This window comes from Nocardia sp. NPDC052254, from assembly GCF_040679495.1.
In the GTDB taxonomy this organism is placed as follows: domain Bacteria; phylum Actinomycetota; class Actinomycetes; order Mycobacteriales; family Mycobacteriaceae; genus Nocardia.
Window position 1 is genome coordinate 188,378 of sequence record NZ_JBFAUW010000007.1, and the last position, 23,642, is coordinate 212,019.

21 protein-coding genes and 2 pseudogenes are annotated in these 23,642 nt (G+C 65.4%); 9 read left to right on the forward strand and 14 right to left on the reverse strand.

The window, feature by feature from the left end; translation table 11 throughout:
- Positions 1 to 48 precede the first annotated feature (48 nt).
- Entirely contained in the window at positions 49 to 675 is a 627-nt protein-coding gene (locus AB0L57_RS19690; protein WP_364963931.1) for a TetR family transcriptional regulator, read from the forward strand.
- A gap of 28 nt (positions 676 to 703) precedes the next feature.
- Here the strand turns inward: AB0L57_RS19690 and AB0L57_RS19695 are convergent, their stop codons facing one another.
- Together AB0L57_RS19695 and AB0L57_RS19700 are read right to left on the reverse strand one after the other, a co-directional pair.
- Positions 704 to 1,510 carry a thioesterase family protein gene (locus AB0L57_RS19695; RefSeq protein ID WP_364963934.1) on the reverse strand — a complete coding sequence of 269 codons (807 nt, stop codon included), beginning with the start codon at positions 1,508 to 1,510 and terminating at the stop codon, positions 704 to 706.
- Between the two features lie 550 nt (positions 1,511 to 2,060).
- Positions 2,061 to 2,852: an MspA family porin gene (locus tag AB0L57_RS19700; RefSeq protein WP_364963936.1), complete on the reverse strand. Its 792-nt coding sequence runs from the start codon at positions 2,850 to 2,852 to the stop codon at positions 2,061 to 2,063.
- A gap of 502 nt (positions 2,853 to 3,354) precedes the next feature.
- On the opposite strand from AB0L57_RS19700, the gene AB0L57_RS19705 reads away from it, so the two are divergent.
- Positions 3,355 to 3,954, forward strand: coding sequence for a hypothetical protein (locus AB0L57_RS19705; protein WP_364963939.1), 600 nt, complete (start codon positions 3,355 to 3,357; stop codon positions 3,952 to 3,954).
- Between the two features lie 140 nt (positions 3,955 to 4,094).
- On the opposite strand, the gene AB0L57_RS19710 is transcribed toward AB0L57_RS19705, so the two are convergent.
- Both AB0L57_RS19710 and AB0L57_RS19715 read right to left on the reverse strand, forming a co-directional pair.
- The gene (locus AB0L57_RS19710; RefSeq protein WP_364963941.1) at positions 4,095 to 5,987 is read right to left on the reverse strand and encodes an acyl-CoA dehydrogenase family protein; all 1,893 of its coding nucleotides are present in this window, start codon (positions 5,985 to 5,987) and stop codon (positions 4,095 to 4,097) included.
- Positions 5,988 to 6,177: 190 nt separating this feature from the next.
- On the reverse strand, positions 6,178 to 7,509 hold the full coding sequence (locus tag AB0L57_RS19715) for a cytochrome P450 (protein ID WP_364963944.1): 1,332 nt from the start codon (positions 7,507 to 7,509) through the stop codon (positions 6,178 to 6,180).
- Positions 7,510 to 8,098: 589 nt separating this feature from the next.
- On the opposite strand from AB0L57_RS19715, the pseudogene AB0L57_RS19720 reads away from it, so the two are divergent.
- Positions 8,099 to 8,380: pseudogene (locus AB0L57_RS19720) on the forward strand (Tn3 family transposase); the annotation flags it as partial.
- Positions 8,381 to 8,410: 30 nt separating this feature from the next.
- On the opposite strand, the gene AB0L57_RS19725 reads toward AB0L57_RS19720, so the two are convergent.
- The gene (locus AB0L57_RS19725; protein ID WP_364963946.1) at positions 8,411 to 9,301 is read right to left on the reverse strand and encodes an RNA polymerase sigma-70 factor; all 891 of its coding nucleotides are present in this window, start codon (positions 9,299 to 9,301) and stop codon (positions 8,411 to 8,413) included.
- 174 nt (positions 9,302 to 9,475) lie between these two features.
- Here AB0L57_RS19725 and AB0L57_RS19730 point away from each other — a divergent pair, with 174 nt between their 5' ends.
- Positions 9,476 to 9,952 carry a carboxymuconolactone decarboxylase family protein gene (locus AB0L57_RS19730; RefSeq protein ID WP_364963948.1) on the forward strand — a complete coding sequence of 159 codons (477 nt, stop codon included), beginning with the start codon at positions 9,476 to 9,478 and terminating at the stop codon, positions 9,950 to 9,952.
- A 90-nt stretch (positions 9,953 to 10,042) separates the two neighbouring features.
- Complete coding sequence (locus tag AB0L57_RS19735) at positions 10,043 to 10,528, forward strand: carboxymuconolactone decarboxylase family protein (RefSeq protein ID WP_364963951.1); 486 nt, start codon at positions 10,043 to 10,045, stop codon at positions 10,526 to 10,528.
- 116 nt (positions 10,529 to 10,644) lie between these two features.
- Here the strand turns inward: AB0L57_RS19735 and AB0L57_RS19740 are convergent, their stop codons facing one another.
- The 5 genes from AB0L57_RS19740 to AB0L57_RS19760 all read right to left on the reverse strand — a co-directional run bounded on the left by AB0L57_RS19740 (position 10,645) and on the right by AB0L57_RS19760 (position 15,557).
- A complete protein-coding gene (locus AB0L57_RS19740; RefSeq protein ID WP_364963953.1) occupies positions 10,645 to 11,391 on the reverse strand; it encodes a hypothetical protein in 747 nt (248 codons plus the stop codon).
- Positions 11,392 to 11,462: 71 nt separating this feature from the next.
- Entirely contained in the window at positions 11,463 to 11,795 is a 333-nt protein-coding gene (locus AB0L57_RS19745; RefSeq protein ID WP_364963956.1) for a hypothetical protein, read from the reverse strand.
- Between the two features lie 285 nt (positions 11,796 to 12,080).
- A complete protein-coding gene (locus AB0L57_RS19750; RefSeq protein ID WP_364963958.1) occupies positions 12,081 to 13,394 on the reverse strand; it encodes an amidase in 1,314 nt (437 codons plus the stop codon).
- Between the two features lie 88 nt (positions 13,395 to 13,482).
- Entirely contained in the window at positions 13,483 to 14,682 is a 1,200-nt protein-coding gene (locus tag AB0L57_RS19755) for a hypothetical protein (RefSeq protein WP_364963961.1), read from the reverse strand.
- Positions 14,679 to 15,557, reverse strand: coding sequence for a nitrilase family protein (locus tag AB0L57_RS19760; RefSeq protein ID WP_364963964.1), 879 nt, complete (start codon positions 15,555 to 15,557; stop codon positions 14,679 to 14,681). Before AB0L57_RS19760 ends, AB0L57_RS19755 begins: the two co-directional genes overlap by 4 nt.
- Positions 15,558 to 15,675: 118 nt before the next feature.
- On the opposite strand from AB0L57_RS19760, the gene AB0L57_RS19765 reads away from it, so the two are divergent.
- Both AB0L57_RS19765 and AB0L57_RS19770 read left to right on the forward strand, forming a co-directional pair.
- Positions 15,676 to 16,734, forward strand: coding sequence for a substrate-binding domain-containing protein (locus tag AB0L57_RS19765; protein WP_364963967.1), 1,059 nt, complete (start codon positions 15,676 to 15,678; stop codon positions 16,732 to 16,734).
- Positions 16,735 to 16,763: 29 nt separating this feature from the next.
- Positions 16,764 to 17,774 carry an alpha/beta fold hydrolase gene (locus tag AB0L57_RS19770; protein WP_364963970.1) on the forward strand — a complete coding sequence of 337 codons (1,011 nt, stop codon included), beginning with the start codon at positions 16,764 to 16,766 and terminating at the stop codon, positions 17,772 to 17,774.
- Positions 17,775 to 17,960: 186 nt separating this feature from the next.
- Here AB0L57_RS19770 and AB0L57_RS19775 read toward each other — a convergent pair whose 3' ends face one another.
- The 3 genes from AB0L57_RS19775 to AB0L57_RS19785 all read right to left on the reverse strand — a co-directional run bounded on the left by AB0L57_RS19775 (position 17,961) and on the right by AB0L57_RS19785 (position 20,426).
- Entirely contained in the window at positions 17,961 to 18,245 is a 285-nt protein-coding gene (locus AB0L57_RS19775; protein WP_364963973.1) for a WD40 repeat domain-containing protein, read from the reverse strand.
- A 71-nt stretch (positions 18,246 to 18,316) separates the two neighbouring features.
- Positions 18,317 to 19,201, reverse strand: coding sequence for a pyridoxamine 5'-phosphate oxidase family protein (locus AB0L57_RS19780; RefSeq protein ID WP_364963975.1), 885 nt, complete (start codon positions 19,199 to 19,201; stop codon positions 18,317 to 18,319).
- Positions 19,202 to 19,220: 19 nt separating this feature from the next.
- Positions 19,221 to 20,426, reverse strand: a complete 1,206-nt coding sequence (locus AB0L57_RS19785; RefSeq protein WP_364964322.1) for a peptidogalycan biosysnthesis protein — start codon at positions 20,424 to 20,426, stop codon at positions 19,221 to 19,223.
- Positions 20,427 to 21,596: 1,170 nt separating this feature from the next.
- Between AB0L57_RS19785 and AB0L57_RS19790 the strand changes: the two genes are divergently transcribed.
- Together AB0L57_RS19790 and AB0L57_RS19795 are read left to right on the forward strand one after the other, a co-directional pair.
- Positions 21,597 to 21,941, forward strand: a complete 345-nt coding sequence (locus AB0L57_RS19790; protein ID WP_364963978.1) for a hypothetical protein — start codon at positions 21,597 to 21,599, stop codon at positions 21,939 to 21,941.
- A 172-nt stretch (positions 21,942 to 22,113) separates the two neighbouring features.
- Positions 22,114 to 22,971, forward strand: coding sequence for an alpha/beta hydrolase (locus AB0L57_RS19795; protein WP_364963980.1), 858 nt, complete (start codon positions 22,114 to 22,116; stop codon positions 22,969 to 22,971).
- A gap of 179 nt (positions 22,972 to 23,150) precedes the next feature.
- On the opposite strand, the pseudogene AB0L57_RS19800 reads toward AB0L57_RS19795, so the two are convergent.
- Positions 23,151 to 23,375 (reverse strand): annotated as a pseudogene (locus tag AB0L57_RS19800) (Tn3 family transposase); the annotation flags it as partial.
- Positions 23,376 to 23,642: the final 267 nt, after the last annotated feature.

A 23,642-nucleotide genomic window follows, 5' to 3' on the forward strand; every position in this document is an offset into this window, starting at 1 on the left:
ATCGAGCGATGTCAATGAGGTGCCCGGACCGGATGGGAGGATGACGTGGTGACCTCCGCACCCAAACTCTGGCGCGGCCAGACCCTCCAGGATCGCTCCGGCGAACGGCGCGACCAGCTGCTCGACTGCGCATTCGACCTGCTGGGTACCGCCGGCGCCGGTGCGGTCACCATGCGTGCGGTGACGCGGCAGGCGAATCTGAGCCCGCGCTACTTCTACGAGAGTTTCGACAATCGCGAGGTATTGGTCACCGCCGTCTACGACCGCGTGGAAGGGGCTCTGCGAGAACGTCTTTCGACGATCACGAACGCCGGAGACCCGCAGGCGGCCATCCGGGCCGCACTGGAGTCCTGTGCCGATTTCTTCGAGGAGGATCCCCGCCGGGCCCGGGTGCTGCTCCGGGAACCTCTCGCCGACGACACTCTGCGCCGGCACATCACCCGTCGCACCCCCGCGGTGATCCGGGCGCTGGCCCCGATTCTCGGCGAGGGTGCCGGGGCGCTGTTCACCAGCAGTGACGCTGCGCTGGCGACCGTCGGCACCGCGCTGGCGGGAGCATTGACCGCGGTCTATCTGGAGTGGGCGGACGGCAATCTGATGATCGAACGCGATCGGCTGGTCGACACCGCGGTCGGCATCGTGGTGCCGTTGCTCGCTGTCGCCGGCGGAGGGTGACACCGTCCGTGATCGATGGCCCTGTGTGTCAGGCGACGGGTGGTTGCGGCCGGACGGTGAGAATCTGCTCGGCTCGTCCGACGGGGCCGTCGACGTCGTGCAGCACGGTACTGGTCAGCCCCTGACCGGTCGCGCCGAAGGCAACCGAGGTGTCGAGGCCGGTCCATCGACCGGTGGGCTCGCGGAACAGGTGGATGGTGAGGTCGAGATTGGGGAACATCCACTCCGTCGGCGGTTGCCGCACCGCGATGCCGTTGGCGGTATCCACCAGTGCCACAAAGGAAGCCGTCGCACCCGCCTGTTCATCGGCGACGAGGTCGATCGGGGAGCGGACCCACGCTGTGGTGCGTCCGGGAGTCGGCGTGCCGACCGGACGTGTCTCCAGCGAGGCGATGTACCCGCCGGGCCACACCGAGGTCAGCGGCCACGGCTGCAGTGTGCCGGGCGCGGCTGTGGACCGGAACGAATTCCCGGCGACGGTGCCGGTGTCCTGGACGGTCAGATACCACACCCGCGCCGTCACGACGGCCCGCCCGCCGATCACGACGTTCGCCTGCACCAATTCGATCGTCCGCCCCGGACGGATGGTCTCGACGTGGATCTCGAATCGGTCGAACGCGATCCGGCCGAGGATGTCGAAGCAGATGCGGCCCGCGATCATCGGCGGACGCCCGGTCCGTGACCGCTCGATCTCATGGACGATCAGCCCGCCCAGTGGACTGAAATGTTGTTCGTCGGCACTCCAGGCGCCGCCGACGTGCACGGTGGGCTCGAAGGCGTGTTCGTCCACGCGGACGAAGTAGCTCGACGGTTCGGGTGCTGCGCCGGTCGGCAACGGGACTCCTCTCGACGGCGATGCGGTTGCCCGGATCGCTTGCTGTTCGCTGCCCGGCGCCGAGCCGAGGGCGAACAGCACGCTATCGCCCGGCATTCGTACGCCGTCCACTGCCCCGGCCGCCGCGCCGCGTAGTCTCGCTCCATCGAGCCGCCGTGGGGTGAATGGCGGGCTGGAAGCCGAACGACATCGTCGCGAACATCGACACCTACCCCCCCCGGACAACGCGAACGCCTCCTCGACTACTCCACCCGCGCCGCCGACGCGCATCGGCCGGCGGCGGACGCGATCACCGAATCCGGTGGTGACCGAAATGGACTCGGCTCGGCCGTGGTCGCCGGTGTGAGCGGATCGAAAGTGCCGTCACCGTGACGCGACGACGGCGTTGGCCGGGAATCGAGGCGCCGCGACATATCCTCCGGTGGTCAGCGATCCGCTGAATACGGTCCGGCGCGACGAATATCGCGGGGTGGGTGTTCACGTGTTCGCCCGGGGCGGGGACCCGAATTGCGGTTCGAGCGGTCGTACTTCGGCCGGACGGGCGCGATCATCAGAAGGTGAACTGGGCGCCGTAAGCGGTGGTTTGCAGCATGCCCTGGGCACTGCTCACCGTGGCGGTGACGAACGGGACGGCCGATACCGGTGACGCGCATTGGGATACGTTCAACGCGGCGTTGTTGAAGATCAGGTGATAGGGGAACGTCGTCTTGTCGCTCAGGTCCACCGTTGCCGTCGTCGCGGTGGTGACCTGGCCCGGTCCCAAGGTGGCGGTCAGAACCTCGGTCAGGTCGAGATTGCCGCCCACGCTGGGCCCGAGGCTCAGGGACGGCGGGCTGACCGAGGGGCTGGAGGGGGTCGAAGGGGGCGAGGGGGTGGTACTGGTACTCGGTGCTGCCGCAGGCGCGGCCGGAGCGGCCGCCGCCACGCTGGGCGGGGTGAAGTCGGGAGAAATGCTGGCTTCCACTCCCTGCCCGGGTTCGATGCCCACGGTGACCCCACCGGCCACACTGACAGCGCAGCCGAGGATGAAACCCGCGACGGACTGGCCGGATGTCACCGGAGCGCCGTCCACATTCACCGCGTAGTCCCCGGACAACTGGGCGGCATGCGCGAACGTCATGAGAAAGTTCGGCGTCCGATCGCCCGGTGGATCCACCTTCACGTTGCCCACCGAGACCGTCAGATGCATCCCGGCGCCGGTTGCCTCGGCGGCAGGCGGCGGGGGAGGCGGTCCGGCCGGTGGCTCAGCTCGGCTCTGCTCGGCGCCACCTGCCCAGAAGGCCGTGGCGGCCAAGACGGCCGAGATCGCACCGATGGTGATGGGGACGGCGGAAGGTCGCATATCTGATCCTGCTTCGAATCGGATGTATATCAGCGGCGGCGAACTCGCGTGAACAGACCCATATCGCTAACGACTGGCAAGCATAGCCGGATGGTGGTCCGAGATCTCGTGACAGCGGCGCGTGTCGCGCTCCGCTGGAGCATGGCTACCTATTTGCCCGATATTCGAATTCGACCGTGCAGGATGGCTGGATTCGGACGTGCCGAGAGGTGAATTCGCTCTTCTCGGTCGTATACGGATTCGGCAGTTCTCTACTGACCGGCCGTAGTGGGTGTTTAAACTACCTCATCCGTAACATAAGAAAACCTGCTAGAGGTCGGGGATCACAGAGAGACAATCGCTCAGGAGGTGTGAAATGCCGGATGCTGGTCATCGGCGGATGTCACGTTCCATGCTGATTGCGGGCATGTTGCCAATCGCGGTCTTTCTGGGAGCTGGAGTGGCCACCGCATCCCCAGCCGACATTGTTCTTTCCCCGGCCGATGCCCCGCAGTCGCCCGTCATGCCCTCGCCGGCATTGGATTGGCAATCGATCGCGCGCGATGTGCAAGGGCTGCTCCCGTTCCCGCTGCCACTGCCGGCGCCGCCCGCCGATGGGGTTGCCGTTCCACGGAATTCGCCCGCCGAGGACGGCCCGGCCCCGGCCGAGCCGGTCGACGTGCCATCCGCCGAAGCCGTGACCGCGCCCCCCGCGGAGGCCGTGGATGCGCCACCGGCCGTGGACCAGCATCCGGTCGAGGCGTTCTGTGCACAGGTCCCCGCCGATCCCGACCGGTGCGCCGCGACCGTCGTCGATGCGGGCGTCGGCGCGGCCATCGGGGCCGGGATCGGGGCGGCGGTGTCCGCACCACTCGCGATTCCCGCCGGAATGCTCGGCGCCGCAGCCGGATTCGTCGTCGGCCTGCCGTTCCTGCCGACCGGTGTGGTGGTCGGCCCACTGCTCGGCGCGGCCGTCGGTGTCGCGGTTGTCGCGGGTCCCGCTGCCGCGCTCGGCGGCGCACTCGGGGCGGCGGTCGGGACGATCGTGGGAATCACCGCGCCCGTCCCGCCGACGGCCGGGCCCATCGGCGCGACCGATGCCCCGACACCGGCGGTGGCATAGCGCGACCACCGATGTGCCGGCATATGTGCTCGTGTCGGACCTCGGCAGTATGAATGCGCGATCCGTGCAGCCACGAGCACCGTGGCTGCACGGATCGAATTTCGAATGCTGCCGGCCAGAGCCTGGCGGGCCCGTCCTTGTTATGTTGCCGGGAACGAACCAGCCCAACCTGTCCAATCCTCGTACTTTTCAAGGTAATTCTCGGAAAAGACGGGAGCATGTGACAGATCGGGCAGCTCGAAGGCGTCGAGCATTATCTCGAGGTTGTCGATCAGAACGCCGCGGTGCTCGCGGAGGGCGACTGCCACCTGCGGCAGCCGGGGGTGATCGACGAACCAAACCGCAGCTGCGTGAATACATCCCAGCGCATATGCCGCAGCCGCGGACTCCGTCAGCCGCGCAGCGGCCGGATCCGAACTGGCAACGGACTCCAGAAACAGAGCTGTAGCGGCCAGCCGTTGGCTCGTCGCCTCGGCCATCTCGACAGCCATCGATTCGGGACCCAGCGCGGCGCTGGCCCGGTCGAAGTCGCCGTGGCGAATGCTTTCCGCGATCCGGCTCTCGCGATCCATCAACATCTCGATGTACCACGGCAGCTGTTCGGGGGTGCCTGGCAGTCGCAGCTCTTCGATGGCGGGCGTGCCTGCCTTGATCTGCAGGATCCGGTTTTCGCCCTCGGCAGTGATGATGGCCTGGATGTTGCCGATCCAGTCCGGAAACAGGTTACTGCGAAGCGCTCCCTGGGCTCCGACCCGTTGCTGGCAGCTGATCACGATCCGCAATGCCGTATTGCTGAGGAGCGGCTTGGCGAGCATCGACCATACGGCCACGCTGCGGTCATCCGCGCTGGTCGTGGCGCGCATGTCTCGGATCCGGCGCCCGAGCACGCTGGTGGCGTAGGCCGCCGCGAGGCCCGAGACCTGGTCCAGCTGTACGTTATCGCGATCGGCCATCACCACCCGTCCGGGCTTTCGCTGCCACGCGTAGTTCGCCATGCCCGCCAGCGCCGCCCGTGCCGAGGCAATCGCAGCGTTGGCCAGGTCCAACCGTCCATCGCTCAGGACACTTATCGCACGATGGAACCGCTGGCGCTTCGGTACATCGCAGACAAAGCTCCCGTCGGGGTCCATCCGCGCCCAGTCGCCGCCGAGTAGCGCATCACGCGGAACCCACACGCGGTCGAATCGGTAGATTCCGTGATCCATCGGCGCCGACGACTTGTCCGGCAGCGCGGCAACATCGACCCCCTTTGCCATGCCGGCGGATGTACGCAGATTCTGCAGAGCCCGAGATCTCGGCGCCACGATGTGCAGCAGCCGCACGAGGACGCGCCGGCCCAGCCGCGGCTTACCGCGTAAACGGACGAGGAACGGCAGGACCCCCTCGTCCTCGCCGTCGATCATCAGGCGCGCGGTGACCACCGCGACCTTGGGCACCACCGAGGCGGCATTGGGCATGAAATATTGAGACGCGGTCCCGTCGCCGGTGATCCAGTAGCCGTCGGTGTCCGGGTCCCAATGGGCCTCGGTCACATGGTCGGCGCCATTCGTTCCGCCCAGTTCGGTCAAGCAGAGCAGTCCGACAGCTCGCGCGGTGTCCAGCTCGTCGAGGATGTCCTGCTGATACCCGCTCCCATTTCCGAGCCTGAGTATCGCGCTGATGCACAGCGAGAAGTGGCCGGTCAGTATCAGGAGCAGCCGCGTCGCCGACACCTGTGCACTGTCGCACAAGGCGCCTCGCAGCTGATGGTCGGCAGCGATCTCGCGGGCGGGACGGCCCAGCCGCGAAATGACCACCGGAAGCAGCCTGGGTGCGATGAGAGTTTCTTCGGAATAAGTCAGGCCGGATCGAGGAACATCGCCGAGGCCGGCCACGATGCTGCTCACCCATCTGTGTAGAAGCCCATGGTCACCGTAGATCGCTCGGCGCAGTGCAGCGGTTGTCGGTGAGTCTTCGGATCCGAGCGTCGACTCGGTAAGAGGATTATCGACCGGATTGGCCGGATAGGGCAGAGGTAGATCAGTTGTCGTCATATCGAGCACCCACTCTGGTAACGCCTTTTCTCGCGCCCAGAAATAGCGCTCGTGGCGCGGAGCTACCTCTGGTGCGAGGGCTGTTCTTTGGCCGAGGCAGCAAGATTGTGCCGCCTCGGCGTTCTGCTATCCAACATTCGTCATCGCATGAATTCTCCTACCAGCCGGGCCCTGGGCTAATTTCAGTGGTTCAACGGTTCAAGGGTGCAGCGGGAGTCGGAGGGAAAGTGACAGGCAATGCTTTGAGGCCTCGGGCAAACGGTCCCTGCCGATACTCCAAGTACTCGGGGGGTACCGCAAGCTCTATTTCCGGCACAATGTCGAAAATGTAGCTGAGAATGCCATCGACAATCCTGTTGGACGCATTCTGTGCGGCCCCGGGACATTGGTGCGGTCCGATGCCGCCACTGATATTCCAGCCGACGGTGAGGAGGTCGCCATGGGCGTGTTGCTGATCGCTGCGCCTATGCTGCGGATCGCTCATGCATGCCGCCATGCTGATGAGTATCGGCTCGTTCGCGGGCAGCCATACCCCGTCGAGGTTGATCGGGTTGGTGGGGTAGGTGATCAGATAGTTGGCCAGCGGCGGGTCGTTCACGCGAACCGCGTTCACGGCGGCTTGGTTGGACAGCGGGAGACCACTCTCGGTGGGGCGCAGCAATAGCACCATCGCACTGGAGGCGAGGTCGGAGATCAGCTGAGTACCCGCTGAGAGGCAGGTGACCAGCTGATGGGCTATCTCTTCGTCGGAAAGTTCGCTGGGGTGTCGGATGAACCGACTGACGATGTCCTCGTTGAGCGGCAGTTGGTTGGCGTGCTGATAACTGAGTTCTTCACGTTTGAGGGTGATCAGATCACCGAACGCCTTACCGAACTGTGCGTTGGTCTCGGCTGTATCCTGCCCCTCGAACAAATCGGCGCTGGCCTTGGCGATCTGCGCCATGATGACGTCATTGGATCCGTGCATCATGTTCAATATTCGAAATGACAACGGGTCGATGTAGTTTTTGATCAGATCGAGCGGTTTTTCCCTCGATGCTCCATCGACGCAGAACGAATTGATGAGATCGTGTGCGTCTTCCTCCACTCGATTGATCAGGGCGAACTGGTCGATCCCGTCGAGCGCGAAATTGGTCGCGGCGCGATAGCGCTGATGTTCGGGACTGTCTCCATTGCTGCGCAATGCGTTCGGGCGCCACTCCACCATCGGCAAGAAGTCGAACCTTCTGCCAGGAAATCTATCGGTGAGATTCTGTTGCCACGCCCTCGGGTCCGACCGGAAATGACTGGAGTCGTACTGAATCTTCTTCGCCGTCTCATAGTCTATGACCAGTGTTGCCGGAACATCCTCGTCAATCCAGATCGGCGCCAATGTTCCGTACTTTTGACGCATGTAGTCGTAGTATGCGTGCGGCTGCCTTGCGAAATCTTCGGTGTAAATCGCGACTCGTTCATTGACTACATGATGGTCTACCTTCGAAGTTCCGTCCGAGAGACTTTGAGTCTGCTGCGGCGAATTCACGTGGAAACGCTCCTTGGATATCCTGGGGGACAATTTTCGAGAACCCACTCGGAGGCGCCGTCGTTGCCGACGCGGCGCGACCGTGTGCAGGCAGGCAGCGGCGATCGGTCACGCCGATGGAGGACACGATGAGGAGGCTCTCTGCGTCGCCCCGGGTGACGGTCTTGACATACCTGGACTCCTGCTCGTCTGGCCCGGTCGGCATACGCTGAGCTTCCACATCCCCGAACGAACCGTCCGGTACGTGAAAGTTGCTCGACCGCAGCAAATTTCGACGCGGCCAAACCCTTACATCATATCCACAGGTTGCGACGTTCGCAGGCCGAATCCGGCCGAGACCCGTTACCGCTCAGTAGATATGACAGAGGCCGAGGTGAACCGGCCAAAACCCCCGCCGATGCGCATGGGGTTGTGACGACCGGAGTCCCCCGGCTCTCTGATGATCGGCATGGCAGATGCCCTGGGGGTCGCTGTCGTATCTGAGTGATCGGCCTGTGCATCACGTCGCGGCACAGCTCCACACCTGATGCGTTGTTTCGCTGCCGGTGGTGTGGTTGTCGCCGGACGGAGTGCTGGTGAGTGGTTGCTGCTGGAAGCCGAGACCGAACGAGCCTGGCGCCCTGCCTTCCCCGCGAATATGGTGATCGTCTGGACGACAGGGTATTTCGAGCTCGCGATCGAGCAGATCTGCCGTCAAGGTCGCCGTATCGATGACGACGTGCTGGGCCACATCTCCCCGGCGCACAGCGAGAACATCAACTTCTTCGGCGCGCTCGAGGTCGTTCGCGACGCCGAACTCGCCCGGCTCGGCCCCACCGGATACCGGCCGCTGCGAGTGCGCGACACCCTCTTCCGATCATGGCGGGGATGAGCCTGGAAACGTTCGATGCCCGGACCGGCGTCAGCGGCGCAGCGAGGTCTCTGCCTCCATGCGTGAGAGCTTTTCGGGATTGCGTACGGAGTAGAGCCCGGTGATCAGGCCGTTGTCGATACGTACCGCGAGGACCGTATCGATCTCCCCGGCGAGGCGGAGGATCAGGGCCGGGTAGCCGTTGATCTGTGCCGGTTCGGCCGTCATCTCGCGGCCGAGTCTGGGCAGGCTGTTCGCAAGCAGCTCGCCAACCAGGTCAGCGCCGGTAATGGGTTGCAACGCCGCCTGTTTGATGCCACCACCGTCGCCCAGGAAGACGATGTCGGGTGCAAGCCGATCGAGCAGGCCCTGCACATCGCCGGTTTCGATCGCGCGCTGGAACGACTCGATCACGTCTCGGGTCTCGGCCGGAGAGACCACCCCGCGGGGTCGGCGCGCGGCGACGTGGGCCCTTGCGCGGTGGGCGATTTGACGGACCGCAGCCGGGGTTTTACCGACGGCGTCGGCGATTTCGTCGTACCCCAGGTCGAATACCTCGCGCAGCACGAAGACCGCGCGCTCGGTGGGTGCGAGGGTCTCGAGGACCAGCAGCATCGCCATCGACACGTGCTCGGCCAGTTCCACATCCTCGGCCACGTCGGGGACGGTCAGCAGTGGCTCGGGTAGCCACGGGCCCACGTAGGACTCCTTGCGGCGGCCGAGCGCGCGCAGCCGCATGAGCGCTTGACGGGTGGTGATCCGCACCAGATACGCACGTGGATCCTGCACGGTGGCGAGGTCGACGCCCACCCATTTCATCCAGGTCTCCTGCAGCACGTCCTCGGCATCGGCGGCCGAGCCGAGCATTTCGTAGGCGACGGTGAACAGCAGGTTGCGGTGGGTCACGAACGCCGCGGTGGCGTCATCGGTGGATGTGCTCATCGGCAGTGGTCCCTGTCTGTTCGCTCGACACTGATACGCACACGATGCCGGTCACGTCCGGTTTGTGACACCCAAGATCAGTGGGATGAGTCACAGCTCCGGGCTGTCACGACGAGTGGGGAGCCCGGCATCTTGTGGTCGTTCAACCAAACACCACATATTGAGGACGACATCATGGAACCCCGCTTCGCCCTGTTCACCAATGAGCTCGGAGCCAAGTTCGCCAAGCGTTTCGGCAATGCCAGCCTGGTGATCTCCCAATCCACCCTGCCGAAGGCCACCCAGGATCTGGTGATGCTGCGCGTCTCGCAGATCAACGGCTGCGCCTACTGCACCGACGTGCACAGCAAGGACCTCGCACACGCCGGTGAACCGGCGACGCGCGTCAACCTGGTCGCGGCCTGGCGCGAGTCCACCGTGTACACCGCCGCCGAACGGGCCGCCCTCGCGCTCGCCGAGGAGGGCACCCGGATCGCGGATTCGAATCCCGGTGTCTCCGACGAGACCTGGGCACAGGTGCGCGAGCACTACGACGACGATCAGATCGCCGCGCTGGTCGCCCTGGTCGCGCAGATCAACGCGGCCAACCGGCTCGGCGTGATCGTGCGCCAGCAGGGCGGCGACTACCAGCCCGGCAGCTACCCGGCCTGACGAACCGACCGACAGCCGAATCCGGTGACAGCCCAGGATCATTCGATCCGGGCTCAACTTTCGATCAACGACAACCACAAGGAAGCCGCCATGGATACCCGATTGAATCTCTTCGCCAGCCCGGTCGTCGCCAAGGCCCTGAGGCACTACGGGGCCGCCGCCCCGGTGCTCATCGGCGAGTCGACCCTGCCGACCGCGACCCAGAACCTGGTGATGATCCGCGCCAGCCAGATCAACGGCGACAGCTACGCCACCGATGTCCACACCAAGAACGCCGCACACGCCGGAGAGAGCGCCACCCGCGTCAACCTGATCGCCGCGTGGCGAGAGACCACGGTGTTCACCGAGGCCGAGCGCGCCGCACTGGAACTGACCGAACAGGGCACCCGCATCGCCGACGGCGCAGGCGGCGTCACCGACCAGGCGTGGGAGCGCGCCGCCGAGTACTACGACCCGGACCAACTCGCCGTCCTGGTGGCCTTCATCGCCCTCATCAACGCCACCAACCGGTTCGCCGTCATCAACCGGCAGCGCGGCGGCGCCTACGAGCCCGCCCAGACGGCCCCGAACTCCTGAGGCCGTCATGAAGTGCTGATCACGAACGGCGTTGCGGGCGTGGTGCTGAGCGGCACGGTTGCCATGACATCTCTGGATGTTTCCGACGCGGCCACGTCTCGCTCAGAGGGATCAGCTCAGAGGGACCAACTGTTGGGCGCGGCCGAGGTCTGCGGTGCGGGGTCGGCTCGTTCGGATTGGATTTCGCCGAGTTTCTGCATCGTGACAGCGATCCCGACAGGTAGTCCTGCCGCCAGACCGCCGACCATGCCACCGAAGGCGGCCGAAACACCCGCGCCGGCCAAACATCCTGCCGCTGCCGCCGGGAGCGTCAGGGTTCCGGCGGAGACCACGGTCATCAAGGTTCCGCCGGTCACAGCGCCCACGGGGCAGCCGATCGCCATACCGGTCAGTGCGCCCGCGGTGGCGCCGACGCCGGAGGCCAATGAGGTGTAGGGGCCGGCTCGACGCCATGCTTCGGCGAGGTCGGCGATGCCGTCGGCAGGCGCCGCCACGTCGGCGACGAGCGTGGTCGAACTCCGCTCAGTACGGCTGTCCAGGTCGGGCCGATCGAGACCGGAGGAGATCTGATCGGCCTCGCTCGCACCGAACAGGGGACTCCCGCTGCTGCCGGCGACGGTGATCCGGCGGTCCCGCACCGACAGCGCACCCGCAGGGGTACGCAGTGTCGCCGTGTCGGTCGATGGAGTGCCGGTGAACGCGGCGCCGGGTGCCACCTGAACGGATACGGTGTCGGAGCCGCCGGTCGGCGACGGGCGGGCCGCGGGGGTGGCGGCAGAGTTGGTGGCAGTGCTGACGACGCCCGCCAGTGCCAGCGTGGTCAGTGCCGTGACAGCTCCCGACTTGATGATCGTGTCTTTCATGGTTCGTCCTCGGAATCGTCGAGCGGAGATGGGTCGGTGGGGCAGCGTGAAATCCGTGGGCTCGGATCGCGTCAGAGGACGCCGTCGGCGCGCAGTTGGTTGTACTGTTGCGTGCCGGTCTGCAGCAGTGCCGGCACGCCGGTCACGGCGCCGCCGAGCGCGCTGCCCAGTCCTCCGAGAGTGACTCCACCGAGGACACAACCGCCTGCCACTGCCAGCGGGGTGAGCGTCCCCAGCGTGGCGACCAGGGTCAGCGTTCCCGCTGTCGCGGCGCCGACGGAGCAGCCGATACCCACGCCGAGCAGAGTGCCGAGCATCTGTCCTCCGCCCGCGGCGCCACCGTAGGCCGCGGCAGTCGCGCCGACAGCTCGGTCGATCGCCGCTTGCCGCTGTTGCGGTGTCACCGGTTGGCTCACTCCAGAGGCCGACGAGAGTGCGGCTCCGGCCGTCGTATCCGGCCCGGGGGCCTGCTGCCGATCAACCTGGACAACTGTGTGATCGCGGGTCGGATCGAAGTCCGCGGGTGCGGCGCAGGAGATTGCTGTCGCCGCCGTGGTCGCGGCGGCAGCCATTACGGCGACCGCCGCTGTTCGGGCCAAGATATTCACGATCTCATCTCTCTTTTCGGATACGGGTGCGGCTTTGCCCACCCGGTCTCTCTTGATTCGGTGTCGGCCACGCGATTGCCTTCAGCAGGTCGGATCGTGGGTCGCGCAGGTGACGGCGGTGCCCAGTGCGATCAGCGGTCGCAGGGAACGGTGCGCCACGAGTTGCAGACCGACCGGCAATTGGCGGATGTGGCCTACCGGCACGCTGAGGGCAGGCGTGCCGACCAGATTCCAGATACTGGTCATCGACAGCAGCGCATTCTTGGTGGCTATCGGCTCGGTGGCCACAGTCGAAAGTCGTTGCCCCAGTGGGGGAGCAGTCATCGGTGTGGTGGTCGTGGCCAGTACATCCGACCCCGTGAACAGTTCGAGTACCTCCGCTGTGGCGGCTGGGAGTTCCGCGCGGGCGGCCGCGTAATCGTTCGAGGTCACCTGTCGGGCACGCAGTAGACGGTCGACCGTATCGGGTTGATACAGGTCGATATGGTCTCGCACCATGGTCTCGTGCACAGCGGCCACTTCGAAGCTCTGGATCACCTCGAATATGGCCTGCAATCGTTGCGGCCGCGGTAGCCGGGCCTCCTCGAGCCTGATCGTCCCGTCGGACTCGAGCCGGGACAGTGCGGTGCGGCAGCGTTCGACCAGAGCGGGGTCAGTGGGACCGAACTGGGACGGGTCGAGCCAACCGACGGTGATCGGCCCGTTCCCGTCCGGGGTTTCGGATGATTCCAGTCCCAGTTCCCGGCTGATGAGCTCGAGATCGGCGGGGTCGGCGAGCAGGAAACCGATATGGTCCAGGCTCGGTGCCAGGGGAAATACGCCGTCCGTGCCGATCTGTCCGTACCGCGGTTTGAAACCGGTGGTCCCGCACAGCGCGGCCGGGATGCGGGATGATCCGCCTGTGTCGGTTCCCAGGGCGAGGGCGACGATCCCGGCGGCGACCGCCGCGGCACTGCCTCCGCTGGAGCCGCCCGCCATTCGCGTGAGGTCGTACGGATTGCGAGCGGGCCCGGCGGCCGAGCAGTCTCCGGTCGGCCCGTAGGCGAATTCGTGGGTGACGGTTTTGCCGAGCACGACCGCGCCGAGTTCCTCGAGCTGCTGCACGATGGGCGCGGACGCTGCGGCGATGTTTCCGGCCATGTGCCGCGAACCGCACTCGGTCGGCATGGTGGCGACGTCGATAACGTCTTTGACGGCAATGGGAATCCCGTGCAGGGGCCCCCGTACGCCTCGGTGGTGTAGTTCGCGGTCGAGGCCGGCGGCCTGGTGCAGCGCACCGGCCCGGTCCACATATGTGAAGGCGTTGATCTCGGTGTTCACCGCCTCGATCCGTGCGAGTGCCTGCTCGACGAGTTCGGTCGCGGTGGTCGCGCCGGTGCGCAGCCGAGAGGACATGTCGCGGATGGATGGCACTGTGGTGCGGGTGTTCGGTCGACAGCGAGAAGTCTTGATGGGACTCATGGCAGTGAGGTCCTATTCGGGATCAGAGGAACAGGCCGATAGCTGGAACGATGGTGGCCGCGCAGATCGCCATCGAGCCGACGCACCCGACGAATCTGTGGACATGCCGGGGGAGGAGATCACCGAGCCGGAAAGCCAGTGGCGGTCCGGCGAGCACACCGAGCACCAGGGCGATCCCGGTGGGAATCGGTGCCGCTGAGAAGGCGATCACGGCGGCGGGCGCGACCGAGACGATGGGGACGAAGCTCGGATACCATCCGTGCACCCGCCACCGGCCCCGCCAGACGATCACCGACAGTGTGCCGGCCACCAGTTGCGCACCCAGGATCTGCGGAAACAGAGCAGGGATTCCCTCGGACGGGTGTATCGCGAGGTAGGCGAGAACGGCTCCGACGATCAACCCCGCACCGGCCCACTCGTTGCCGAAGAACGGCGCCTCGGTGAAGTCGGCAAGAACCCGGCGCAGTATCCAGGTGGCCGACTGCGGCCCAGGTGAGGGGACGGTGCTCCGCCCGTCGGGCCGGGCCTCGTTCGCGTAGGTGCGCGAGCGTGTCGCGAGCCAGGGCAACCGGTGACACACGGCGAACGAGGTGTACGCGGTGACCGCCATCGCGGCGGTGAAACCGGCTACCTGCGGAATGCGCAGGGGTGTGCAGACAAATGCCGCGGTGGCGATCGCGGCAGGTGTGGTGAGCCCGGCGCCCAGGATCGCGGCGGTGAGTGCGACCCGCCATCCCTTTCCGTACATCAACACCACCGCGGGCGACACGGATACGAAGGGCACGAACAGCGGTTGCCACGGGATGTCCGCCGACCGGGTCCAGCCCCAGGCGATATGACTCAGGACCAGGGCGAGGAGCCCGGAAGTGACCATCCACGCCCAGAGTCCGGAGCCGCACGCGACGGCGAATCCTCGCCAAGCAACATTCCTGTCGCGGATGGCGTGTGCGAATGCGCCACCGGCGAGCATCAGCAGTCCGGCTGCCGCCGTGCCGTAGAACACCGGATCGGCGAGGTCGGCGAGGAGGGCGGCGCCGAGTTCGCGGACGTGCGAGGAGACGACGTCGAACCAGCGCGGCCAACGCGTGCCCGTGGTGGTGCGCGCAAGTGCGGGAAGGGTCGCCACAACCGATACCGACACAACCCCGGCGACAATCGCCGCACCCAGGGCGGAACCATGCCGGGCATCGAGCAGCGCGCGTGCCGGCACCGAGCCCTTCATCGCGGAAAGCCTTCGCTGCGTGTGTATCCCAGCATCGGGTCGTAGAGGTCTGTGCGGCGATCCCGGTGTAGATCGTTGAGGTCGTTCCAGATCGGCGCACTGCGGGCAGTCATCAGGTCGACGGATGCGGAGACGATTGTGGTTTCCTCCGGACCAGCGATATCACCGAGTGGCCAACCGTTGGTACCGGCGATCATCGAGCAACCGAGAAACCGGGCATCGCGGTCGAGGCCGACGCGATTGGCCGCGGCGATGAACACGTTGTTGCAGTGAGCCGCGGTGATCGTCAGGTAGTCGGCCATACACCGGCCGGATTCGTCGAACAGTGGCGGTGGTGTCCAGACCCAGTTGTTGCTGGAACAGATGATGTCAGCGCCCTGTTGAGTCAGGATTCGCGGCACTTCCGGGAACCAGATGTCCCAGCAGATCAGCATTCCGATCCGGCCGATGGGTGTGTCGTATACCGGAAATCCCAGATCACCTGGGGTGAACCAGAGTTTCTCCTGATTCCACAAATGGGTCTTGCGGTAGGTGCCGATCAGGCCGCCGGGACCGATGAGTGCAGCGGTGTCGAACAGCCGCACTCCGTCGAGTTCGGCGAATCCGACGACGATGTACACCGAGCGTCGGGATGCGAATTCGCACCACGCGTCGATGAAAGGGCCGTCGATGGGTTCGGCGTGCGCGAATGCCTCGGCGCGGTCGGCAAAGGAGTAGCCCGAGGACGAGAGTTCCGGCAGCACGATGAGATTCGCGCCGTCGGCCGCGGCTGTTTCCGCGGCCGCCAGGCCGTCGGCCAGGTTCTTCTCCCGGTGCTCGAGGCCGACCTGCGGATCGGACTGAACTACGGCGATGGTCACAGGACTGACTGACATGGCATCGACTCTTTCGTCTGACGAACTATTGCCATAAGCCAAACGTTTGGGTTACGGTGCGGAAGTAAAGCCAAACGTTTGGGTAGGAGGTGGTCGGAAGGCTAATGTGATCCAGAACATGTTGTCAAGAGTTGAAGAGGACCCACTGAAGATGTCGACCCCGCGCTCCGCGACCCTGCAACAGATCGCAGCCGATCTGGGGCTGCACGTCTCCACGGTGTCCCGCATCTTGAACGCTTCCGCCGCCGACGGCGCGAAGGCGGCCTCGGCGAAGACCGTCGCACGGGTTCGGGCCTATGCGAAAGAGGTCGACTACCGCCCCAACCCGCTGGGCACGGGGCTGCGGACGAAGCGGACCAATCAGATCGCGACACTGGTTCCGCGGCTGTCGGACCTGGTTCTTTCGACAATTTTCGAAGGTATCGACGAGGCCGCCACCGAGATCGGGCTCACCGCGTTCGTCACCAACACCTTCGACGATCCGGCCGTCCAGGAGCAGAAGATACAACTCGCCATCTCTCGCAAGGTCGACGGCGTCATCCTGGGCGACTCTCGTCTCGATGGCGCGGCCGCCGACGAACTGCGCCACCGCGGGGTTCCCTATGTGCTGGTCAACCGCACGGCGCCCGGGCATACCTCGATCACCTGCGACGACCATCTCGGCGGCCGGCTCGCCGCCGAACATCTGCTGTCCAACGGACACCGGACCGTCGGTGTCATCGCCGCGCAGCCCTATGCCAGCACAGGCATCGATCGGTGCGGCGGATTCACGCAGTGCTTCGCCGAACACGGGTATCCGGTTCCGGAAGAACTCCTGGCGCATTGTGGTTTCGACGCCGAATCCGGTGCTGAAGCAGCAGATCGCCTCCTGCGTGCCCGTCCCGGAATCACCGGGCTCTTCGCGGTGAACGATTTCGCGGCGATCGGCGCCATGTCGGCGGCCCGCGAGCACGGGCGCACCGTCGGAAACGATCTTGCGGTCGTGGGCTTCAACGACATATCCATCGCCCGGCAACTGGCCGTACCGCTGAGCTCGGTGCGTTCCGACATGCACGGAATGGGTCGTCAAGCCGTGGCCACCCTGGCGCGGATCATCGCTGGAGAGAACCCGGAAAGCCGATCCCTGCCACCCGAACTCGTCGTCCGGGCGTCGTCGGACTTCGGAGTCACCGAATAACACTCATCACCACAAGCAAGGAAACGATCATGGCTGTTGAACACTTCGTCCTGCCCGACTTCGAGCTCGAAAGCGGCCAGACGCTACCCGAGGCGATTCTCACGTACGCAACCTACGGTGAGCTCGCCCCCGGGAAGGACAACGCGATCGTGTTCCCCACCTGGTTCGCGGGAACCCATCAGGCCAACGAGTGGCTGATCGGCCCCGGCCGCCCCATCGACACCGACCGGTATTTCGTCATCGTCCCGAACACATTCGGCAACGGGCTCTCCTCGTCCCCGTCGAACACCCCGGCACCCTTCGATGGACCGAAATTCCCGCGTATCACCATGCGGGACAACGTCGAAGCGCAATATCGACTCGTCACCGAATGCTTCGGAATCCACGAGCTGGTCCTGGTTCTCGGTTGTTCGATGGCGGCGATGCAAACCTATCAGTGGGCAGTCGACCATCCCGGCATGGTCCGGCGCGCCCTCCCGTACTGCGGTGCGCCCCGGACCCCGGCCCACGGCCGACTCTTCGTCGACAGCCTGCGCGCAGCGCTCACCGCGTCGTCGAACGAAGCAGGAGAACTCACGATTCCGCCGCGCACCGCGCTGGAGACATTCGCGCGAGTGTTCGCGGCCTGGGGCTTTTCACAATCTTTCCATCGCCAGGAAACCTACCGCGCACTCGAATTCTCCTCTCCCGAGGAGACAACCGAGAAATTCTGGATCGCGAACTTCTCGGATCTCGATGTCGACAACCTACTCAGCCAGCTCGATACCTGGATCACCGGAGACATATCGCGTGGTTCTCGGTTCGACGGCGACCTGGCCGCGGCACTCGGCGCGATCGAGGCGTCCCTCGTTTCACTCGCATGCGAGACCGATCTGTACTTCCCGCCGGAGGACGAGGCGGCGGCCGTCGCCCAGATCCCGAATGGAAAAGCGTTGACGATCTCCAGCGTCTGGGGCCACCAAGCAGGCGGCGGCGTCGACCCCGGCGGCGCCGAGATGATCGGCCAACAGGTGCGACAGCTTCTCGAATCGGCCGGCTGATCCCCGTCGACCCGCCGCTGGGGCGGGCAGTGGATCGACCGCGCGGCTCGGCCGGCAACCGGGATAAGACGGGCCGCAGATGCCGCACCAGGCGGTGCGCGAGGTGGAGCGTCGAAGGGGCCAAGATCTTGCACTGCTCGTGGTGCTGTCCGCTGCCATCGATGAGCCAAGCGCAGCGGACCACGATTACACGCCTCCTGTGGGGTCGGTGCTTCTCGCTTTCCACAACCAGATGGTGTGGTCCCAGCTGCCGGTGGCGAGTCCGGTGCCGTCCGGGCTGAATGCCACCGACGTCACCCTGTCGGTGTTTCGCAGACGTGGGCGATTTCGCGCTCCCGTTGTGCGGGCAGCGCCAGGACCGGGCGGATGCCTGCCGATATCAACGCCGGCGTGACAACTACGACCTGCGCCGTATTCGGAAGTTGCAGAACGGCAGAACGACACTGTCACCGTGCCGAAAACCTGCGGCACGAAACCGGTTCGCCAGCACCATCACCTGAGTGGACACCGACTACACCACCACGGCGTCCAGCCCGCTGCCATTATTGCGCGAGGTCGGCTGTCCTGACTTCGATTCTGCTGTCGTGTTTGTCCTCGGTCCAGCGCTGCGCGTCATAGAGCCACCACCGGTCGATATCGAGACGATAGAAACGACGGGGGCCTTCGCCTTGGAACTCGGCAAGGGGCAGCATCCAATCGGCGCGGACCCCGGGATCCGGAAAGTTCGTTTCGTAGTAGTACTGGTGGGCGGCGGGTAATTCCGCAGCGGTGACTTCGCGGCAGCTGCCCGTGAACTGGGCACCGTCGATCGGGATACCGGAGGGCGCCTCGGTACCGGTCAGCCCGCTCAGGAACAGTGAGCCGGACACCTGCGGGCAGACGGTGATATTGCGTGAGTGCTGTGCCTCGCGCAGCGAATACCACAGCAGCCGCAGCGGATCGGCGAGCACGACGTAGTTCACGGTGGACGACCACGGACCGGACGGCCCGCTGGTCGCGAGTGTCACGAACCTGGCCCGATCGAGCAGTAGCCGGCTGCGCGTGACGAGTGCCGCACTGCCGGTCACCGGAGTCGACCGCTGGAGTGTGGGCAGCGGGATGGGGATCTTCGGGTCGGTGAGTATGCGAGCATCGATGATGTCGTACCACTCGTCCTGGCTGGTACGTCGTTTCTCCCACTCCGGATCGCCCGAGCGGGCGCCGATTTCGCGACGGTACCTACCCCATTCGGCTTCGTCGGCGAAGGTGACGTGATGCTCCAAGCAGTGCACGTCGTCGCCGATGGTCACGGTGAACCACTTGGTGGCGAGCACCATATCGAGGTCCGCGTAGAACCAGAGCTGGCGATCGGCGATCCACCGCCAGAACCCCGGCAGATCCGCTCTCGCCTTCGCCGTGGGCCGGAATCGGTAGACCAGGTGCAACATCGGGTGCCTTTCGTTTCGGTCAGGACAGGAAATCGAGCCAGTCGGAGCTGAGCGAGGCCGAGTAGCCGGTGAACCGATCCAGGTAAGCACGGGCCAGTTCGCTGTTGTGTGTTGCCGCGCGTGCGATGTCGAGTTCGCCGTCGGCCAGGACAACGACCGCTGCCAGCGGCTCGATCGTCGCGCCACGCCGGATCTTGGCTTCCAGTGATGAAGTCGAAAGAAACAGGCGCGGAAGTCTTTGTTGTGCGGCGTAATCGATGGGGGCGTAGCAGGTCGTGACGAAGTACGGGTAGCCATCTCGGCTCCTCGTCTCGTCCGCGCCGAAGTACCTGCCGTGCAGGCTGTCGCCGTGTCGATAACACACCGCGACGGTGGCCAGGGCGTTGTTTCTTCGGCAGAGCAAGACTTTGGCATCTTCGAGCAGACCGACGCGGCGTTGGGCGGCGAAAACGCGATGTAACCACTCGTCGCCCTGTCGGCTGCCGTAGCGGCGGCGAGTGGCCGTGATCAGAGGGACGATCGCGGCTATGACCTCGGGCGTCGGATCAACCCATTCCAGGCTGAAACCCGCAGAAGCGAATTCGCGCAGTTCCCGGCGGCGCCGTTTGCGGTTGTGCCCGCTCGCGTTGGCGACGAGTTCGGCCGTGCCGTGCTCGGGCACTGCTATCACCGCGTCGGCGGAATGCAGCAGGACCTGCGCACCGGGATGTGCGCGTGCCAGTTCCGTCGCGGCGTCGACGGGAAGATAGGGCAGTATCACTCCGGCCCGCCCGTTCTCCTTCGCGTGCTCGCGGCCACCGTTCAGTAGCTGCGACAGTGTCGGCGCCCGCCGCGGCCCGCGCACGCAGATCAGGCCGTTGCGCACCGAGCGGCGGGCGCCGAGCCAGACGAACGGGTGCTGCCACGGTCCGGGCAGTCCGGGAAAGAAACTTGGCAGATGGAACAGGCCGGGTTCGCTCTCGCCGTCCCACAACGGTGCGGCACCGATCAACCTGCCCTCGGCTCTAACGGTCACGACCTGCTGTGCGGTCGCCGCTTCATCGAGGTGACGCAACCAGGCATGACTACAGAACAAATCGCCGGGCCCGACGAGATCGTCCCACTCGACCGCGTCGATGGCGGCAGCCGTATCGACGAGCTGTGTCACCGAGGGCGTTGTCGTCGCGGTTGTTCCGGCGACGCGGTCGTGACCGGTCCACACCGCCGGTGCTCGTCGGTTGACCATGGACACGTTCTCAGGTCCACACCGCCGATGCTCATCGAGTGGCTGGTCTCGGCTCTTCCTGGTCACCACTGGGCAACCGCGGTTCTGTGGACGGCGTACCCATCCTCGACCTGGCCCGAGACCGGTTGCCTTGCGGCGGATTGCGCCCCCTGGACTGTGCTGTACATCGGCGTTCCTCATGTCAAGCGAATACGACTCGATCGCAATCGCGAACCGATGTGTCGCCTGCCGCTGCTCGAGTCGCCGTATGTTCGATCGTTTCAACTTAGCAACAATCGCCAGTGAACGCAGAGAAGTTGCCAGCACGCGAATCAGGGTGCACTACTCAACAGCAGCACCTGACCTCTGCTCGCCTCAATGGGCCCACGAAGGTTCACCCGCTACGTTGTGCGCATGCCCTTCCTGACACCTTGTTCTACGGCGGGCTGCGCCATCGACATCAGTCACCGTACTGCGACCGTCGCTCTGACCTGGCAAAGGGAAGCGGCGGATTCGAAGAGAGACAGCGCGATGTCGACTCGCGAGAGACCATGACACTGGCGTCAGAAGCTCCTACTTCGCCGTACACGAGCGCCAGGCCGAGCCGACACCACCCAGGTATCTCGCGCGACCGGCGAGCCTGCGGTACGCAGACCATGCGAGCGTGTGTGCCGGCCGATTGCCATCGAACGCCGCACGGTCGTCCGTGAGGTCAAGGCCGAGTTGATCGTCGTGCGTAACCGGGCTTGAACACACTCCCGCCGGGGGTGCGACTGACGTTGTGCCGCAACGCGATGGGGCTGAGCGAGAGCCGTTGGTGCGCATGGCCGATGTCGAGGTGGTCTCAGTGCGCTGCGAACAACTGAAGATGCTCTCGCGCTCGGCGTCGGTGACGTTCGTTGGTGCCGGTGCGGCCTGAGGCTGGTGGCGGACGTCGAGCCATGTGCCGGCGCGGGTCTCGCGCAGCATCGCCTCCCGCCAACGGTCCTTCTCCCCACCAGGGGTAACCGTAAGGAACGTGTCACCAGGTACATGAGCTTCAAGCTCGTGGTGCGGCTCCGCTGATGATGCGGTGGATGGTGGAGCGGCCGACGCTGTATTCCTCGGCGAGGTCGGCCAGGCTCGCGTCGTCGGCGGGGTCAGGACCTGCACGTAACGTTCGACAGTCATGACGAGACGATCTCGGTGAGCGTGGATGTCCGGATCGCCGAGCGGTTCCAGGGAAGCGAACTGTTCGCCGATCTCACGCAGGCATCGGAGTTCTTTCGGCATGGCTCGGCGGGATTCTCGGCCACGCGTGGCGGTCGATGCCTCGATGGGCTCGAACTCCAGACGAACTCGTGGCACGTCGAGCCGGTCGAGGTCCGCTCGGCTCGGTCCACGGTCTTCGACGACCAGGACCGGTTCCCGCCCGGCACCGCAGTGCTCGACTGTGCCTTACTCATGCGCCAGGTGCCGGTGTCCTGGCGCCCCCTTCCACCCCTGCGGGTCAATGCCGGCTCCGCGCCTGCAGGGAATAGCGCATATCTGGAATAACTGCACTGCGCCAGTCATCGGGCGGGTAGCACTGGATCCAGCGCCTATACGCGGCAGTTTCGTCAGCGCGACTGTCGCGCCGAAGTCGAGTGCCTTATCGCGTGGAATGGGCTGGTCGACCAGCCACGCGCTCGAAGAGTGCGCTCTCGCAAGGTATCTCACAGCGTGCGACGTGGTAGGCGTTGACAGCGTGTGGAAACAACGCATCGTGTCCGGTGATGTCGAACTGTTCGTCGCGTACACAGAAGTCGGCGCTGGGCATCCGCTGCTGGTCATTCACGGTGGGCCCGATTGGGACCACAGCTACCTGCGCGAGCCTCTCGCGGGGTTGTCCGGTACGCGTCGTCTGCTGCTGCCCGATCTGCGGGGTTGCGGGCGCTCGTCCCGCGGCCTGCCCATCACGGAATACCACCCGAACGCGGTGATCTCTGATCTGCTGGGGATCCTGAACACTTTCGGCATCGCCGCCGCCGATGTGCTGGGTTTCTCCTATGGTGGCCTGCTCGCACAACGACTCGCTGTGACCGCGCCCGAGCGGGTCCACCGGTTGATCATCGCATCCAGCAGTCTCCTCCCGGTTCCTGCAGATGCCTTCGCAGGCTGGCAGGAAAGACAGGATCGCCGGGCACCGGAACTCGAGATCTGGGCACGGTCCGCACTCGGTCCAGAACGCACTCAAGCCGCAGCGTTGGCCGGTGCCCGGGCCAATGTGTGGCGGCCCGAAGCGCTGCCGGACTACCTGCGGCGCCTGGATACGGTCCGGTTCTCGGCGGAATGGGACCGCGCGCGTAGCGCGGGAACATTGCAGTCCCCACGCATCGACAACCCGATCCAGGCTCTGTCGGCAACCGCTGTGCCGATACTTCTGCTGCACGGACGCCAAGACATGGTCTTCCCAGCGGAGTTGGCCGAGCGAACTGCCGCAGCACTTCCCAACGCCGAGGCCATGGTGCTCGACGAAGCCGGTCACATGGCCCACATCGACCAACCCCAGCAATGGCTGACCGCCCTCGAGAAGTTCTTGTCCTGACTCCGGCACCGAAGTCCGTGTGGCCAGTATCGCTTTCGGTCTTCCCGCCCCGGCCGCGAGCTCGGCCACGCCCCAGCAGGCTCGTTCTGCCAAGCACCGCGCCCGCCTCGGGAACAACAGATCCGAAGTCATCGAGACGATCTGGAGAGTACACACCGCGCGAGGTCCACCACCGTGGGTCAGAACAGGGTGTCTCGCACCCGCAGGGGCCCGTACCCGGTAGGCCCGAGTTCGGCGTCGATGTCGACCTCGATCGCGCCGAAGAAGTTGATGTTCTCGCTGTGCGTGGGCGAGATGTGGGCCAACACCTCGTCATCGATGCGCCGACCGGTCCGGCGCACCTGCTCCACCGCGAGACCGTAATACTTTGTGGTCCAAGCGGTTACCGCGTTCGTGGCCATGCTGGGACTATCCCTCGTTGGCTCGTGGCCCAGCGGTCGCAGCCCGGACCTTGTCCCGCTGCTGCGAGTGCGGGCGCGGATCGGCGCGCTGGTTGGAGGAGTCGACAGGGGAAGGTATTGCCCGTGTGACTGCGGGTCGGGGGCGGGTCGGCACGCGCGGTGTCCGACCGGTGTTACTGCCGTCGGTTCTTCCGGAGGCGCGAGCTGTGGCCGTGGTCAGGAATTGAGTGTGATTCGCCGCCAACGGGTTTCGTTCGTTGGCGCTGATCG

Bases quoted from the DNA above. Each gene is read 5' to 3' on its own strand.
- AB0L57_RS19700 (WP_364963936.1), bottom strand. From the start codon at position 2,852: ATGCGACCTTCCGCCGTCCCCATCACCATCGGTGCGATCTCGGCCGTC.
- AB0L57_RS19705 (WP_364963939.1), top strand. From the start codon at position 3,355: ATGCCCTCGCCGGCATTGGATTGGCAATCGATCGCGCGCGATGTGCAA.
- AB0L57_RS19710 (WP_364963941.1), bottom strand. From the start codon at position 5,987: ATGACGACAACTGATCTACCTCTGCCCTATCCGGCCAATCCGGTCGAT.
- AB0L57_RS19725 (WP_364963946.1), bottom strand. From the start codon at position 9,301: ATGAGCACATCCACCGATGACGCCACCGCGGCGTTCGTGACCCACCGC.
- AB0L57_RS19730 (WP_364963948.1), top strand. From the start codon at position 9,476: ATGGAACCCCGCTTCGCCCTGTTCACCAATGAGCTCGGAGCCAAGTTC.
- AB0L57_RS19735 (WP_364963951.1), top strand. From the start codon at position 10,043: ATGGATACCCGATTGAATCTCTTCGCCAGCCCGGTCGTCGCCAAGGCC.
- AB0L57_RS19740 (WP_364963953.1), bottom strand. From the start codon at position 11,391: ATGAAAGACACGATCATCAAGTCGGGAGCTGTCACGGCACTGACCACG.
- AB0L57_RS19750 (WP_364963958.1), bottom strand. From the start codon at position 13,394: ATGTCCTCTCGGCTGCGCACCGGCGCGACCACCGCGACCGAACTCGTC.
- AB0L57_RS19755 (WP_364963961.1), bottom strand. From the start codon at position 14,682: ATGAAGGGCTCGGTGCCGGCACGCGCGCTGCTCGATGCCCGGCATGGT.
- AB0L57_RS19760 (WP_364963964.1), bottom strand. From the start codon at position 15,557: ATGTCAGTCAGTCCTGTGACCATCGCCGTAGTTCAGTCCGATCCGCAG.
- AB0L57_RS19765 (WP_364963967.1), top strand. From the start codon at position 15,676: ATGTTGTCAAGAGTTGAAGAGGACCCACTGAAGATGTCGACCCCGCGC.
- AB0L57_RS19770 (WP_364963970.1), top strand. From the start codon at position 16,764: ATGGCTGTTGAACACTTCGTCCTGCCCGACTTCGAGCTCGAAAGCGGC.
- AB0L57_RS19780 (WP_364963975.1), bottom strand. From the start codon at position 19,201: ATGTTGCACCTGGTCTACCGATTCCGGCCCACGGCGAAGGCGAGAGCG.
- AB0L57_RS19785 (WP_364964322.1), bottom strand. From the start codon at position 20,426: ATGGTCAACCGACGAGCACCGGCGGTGTGGACCGGTCACGACCGCGTC.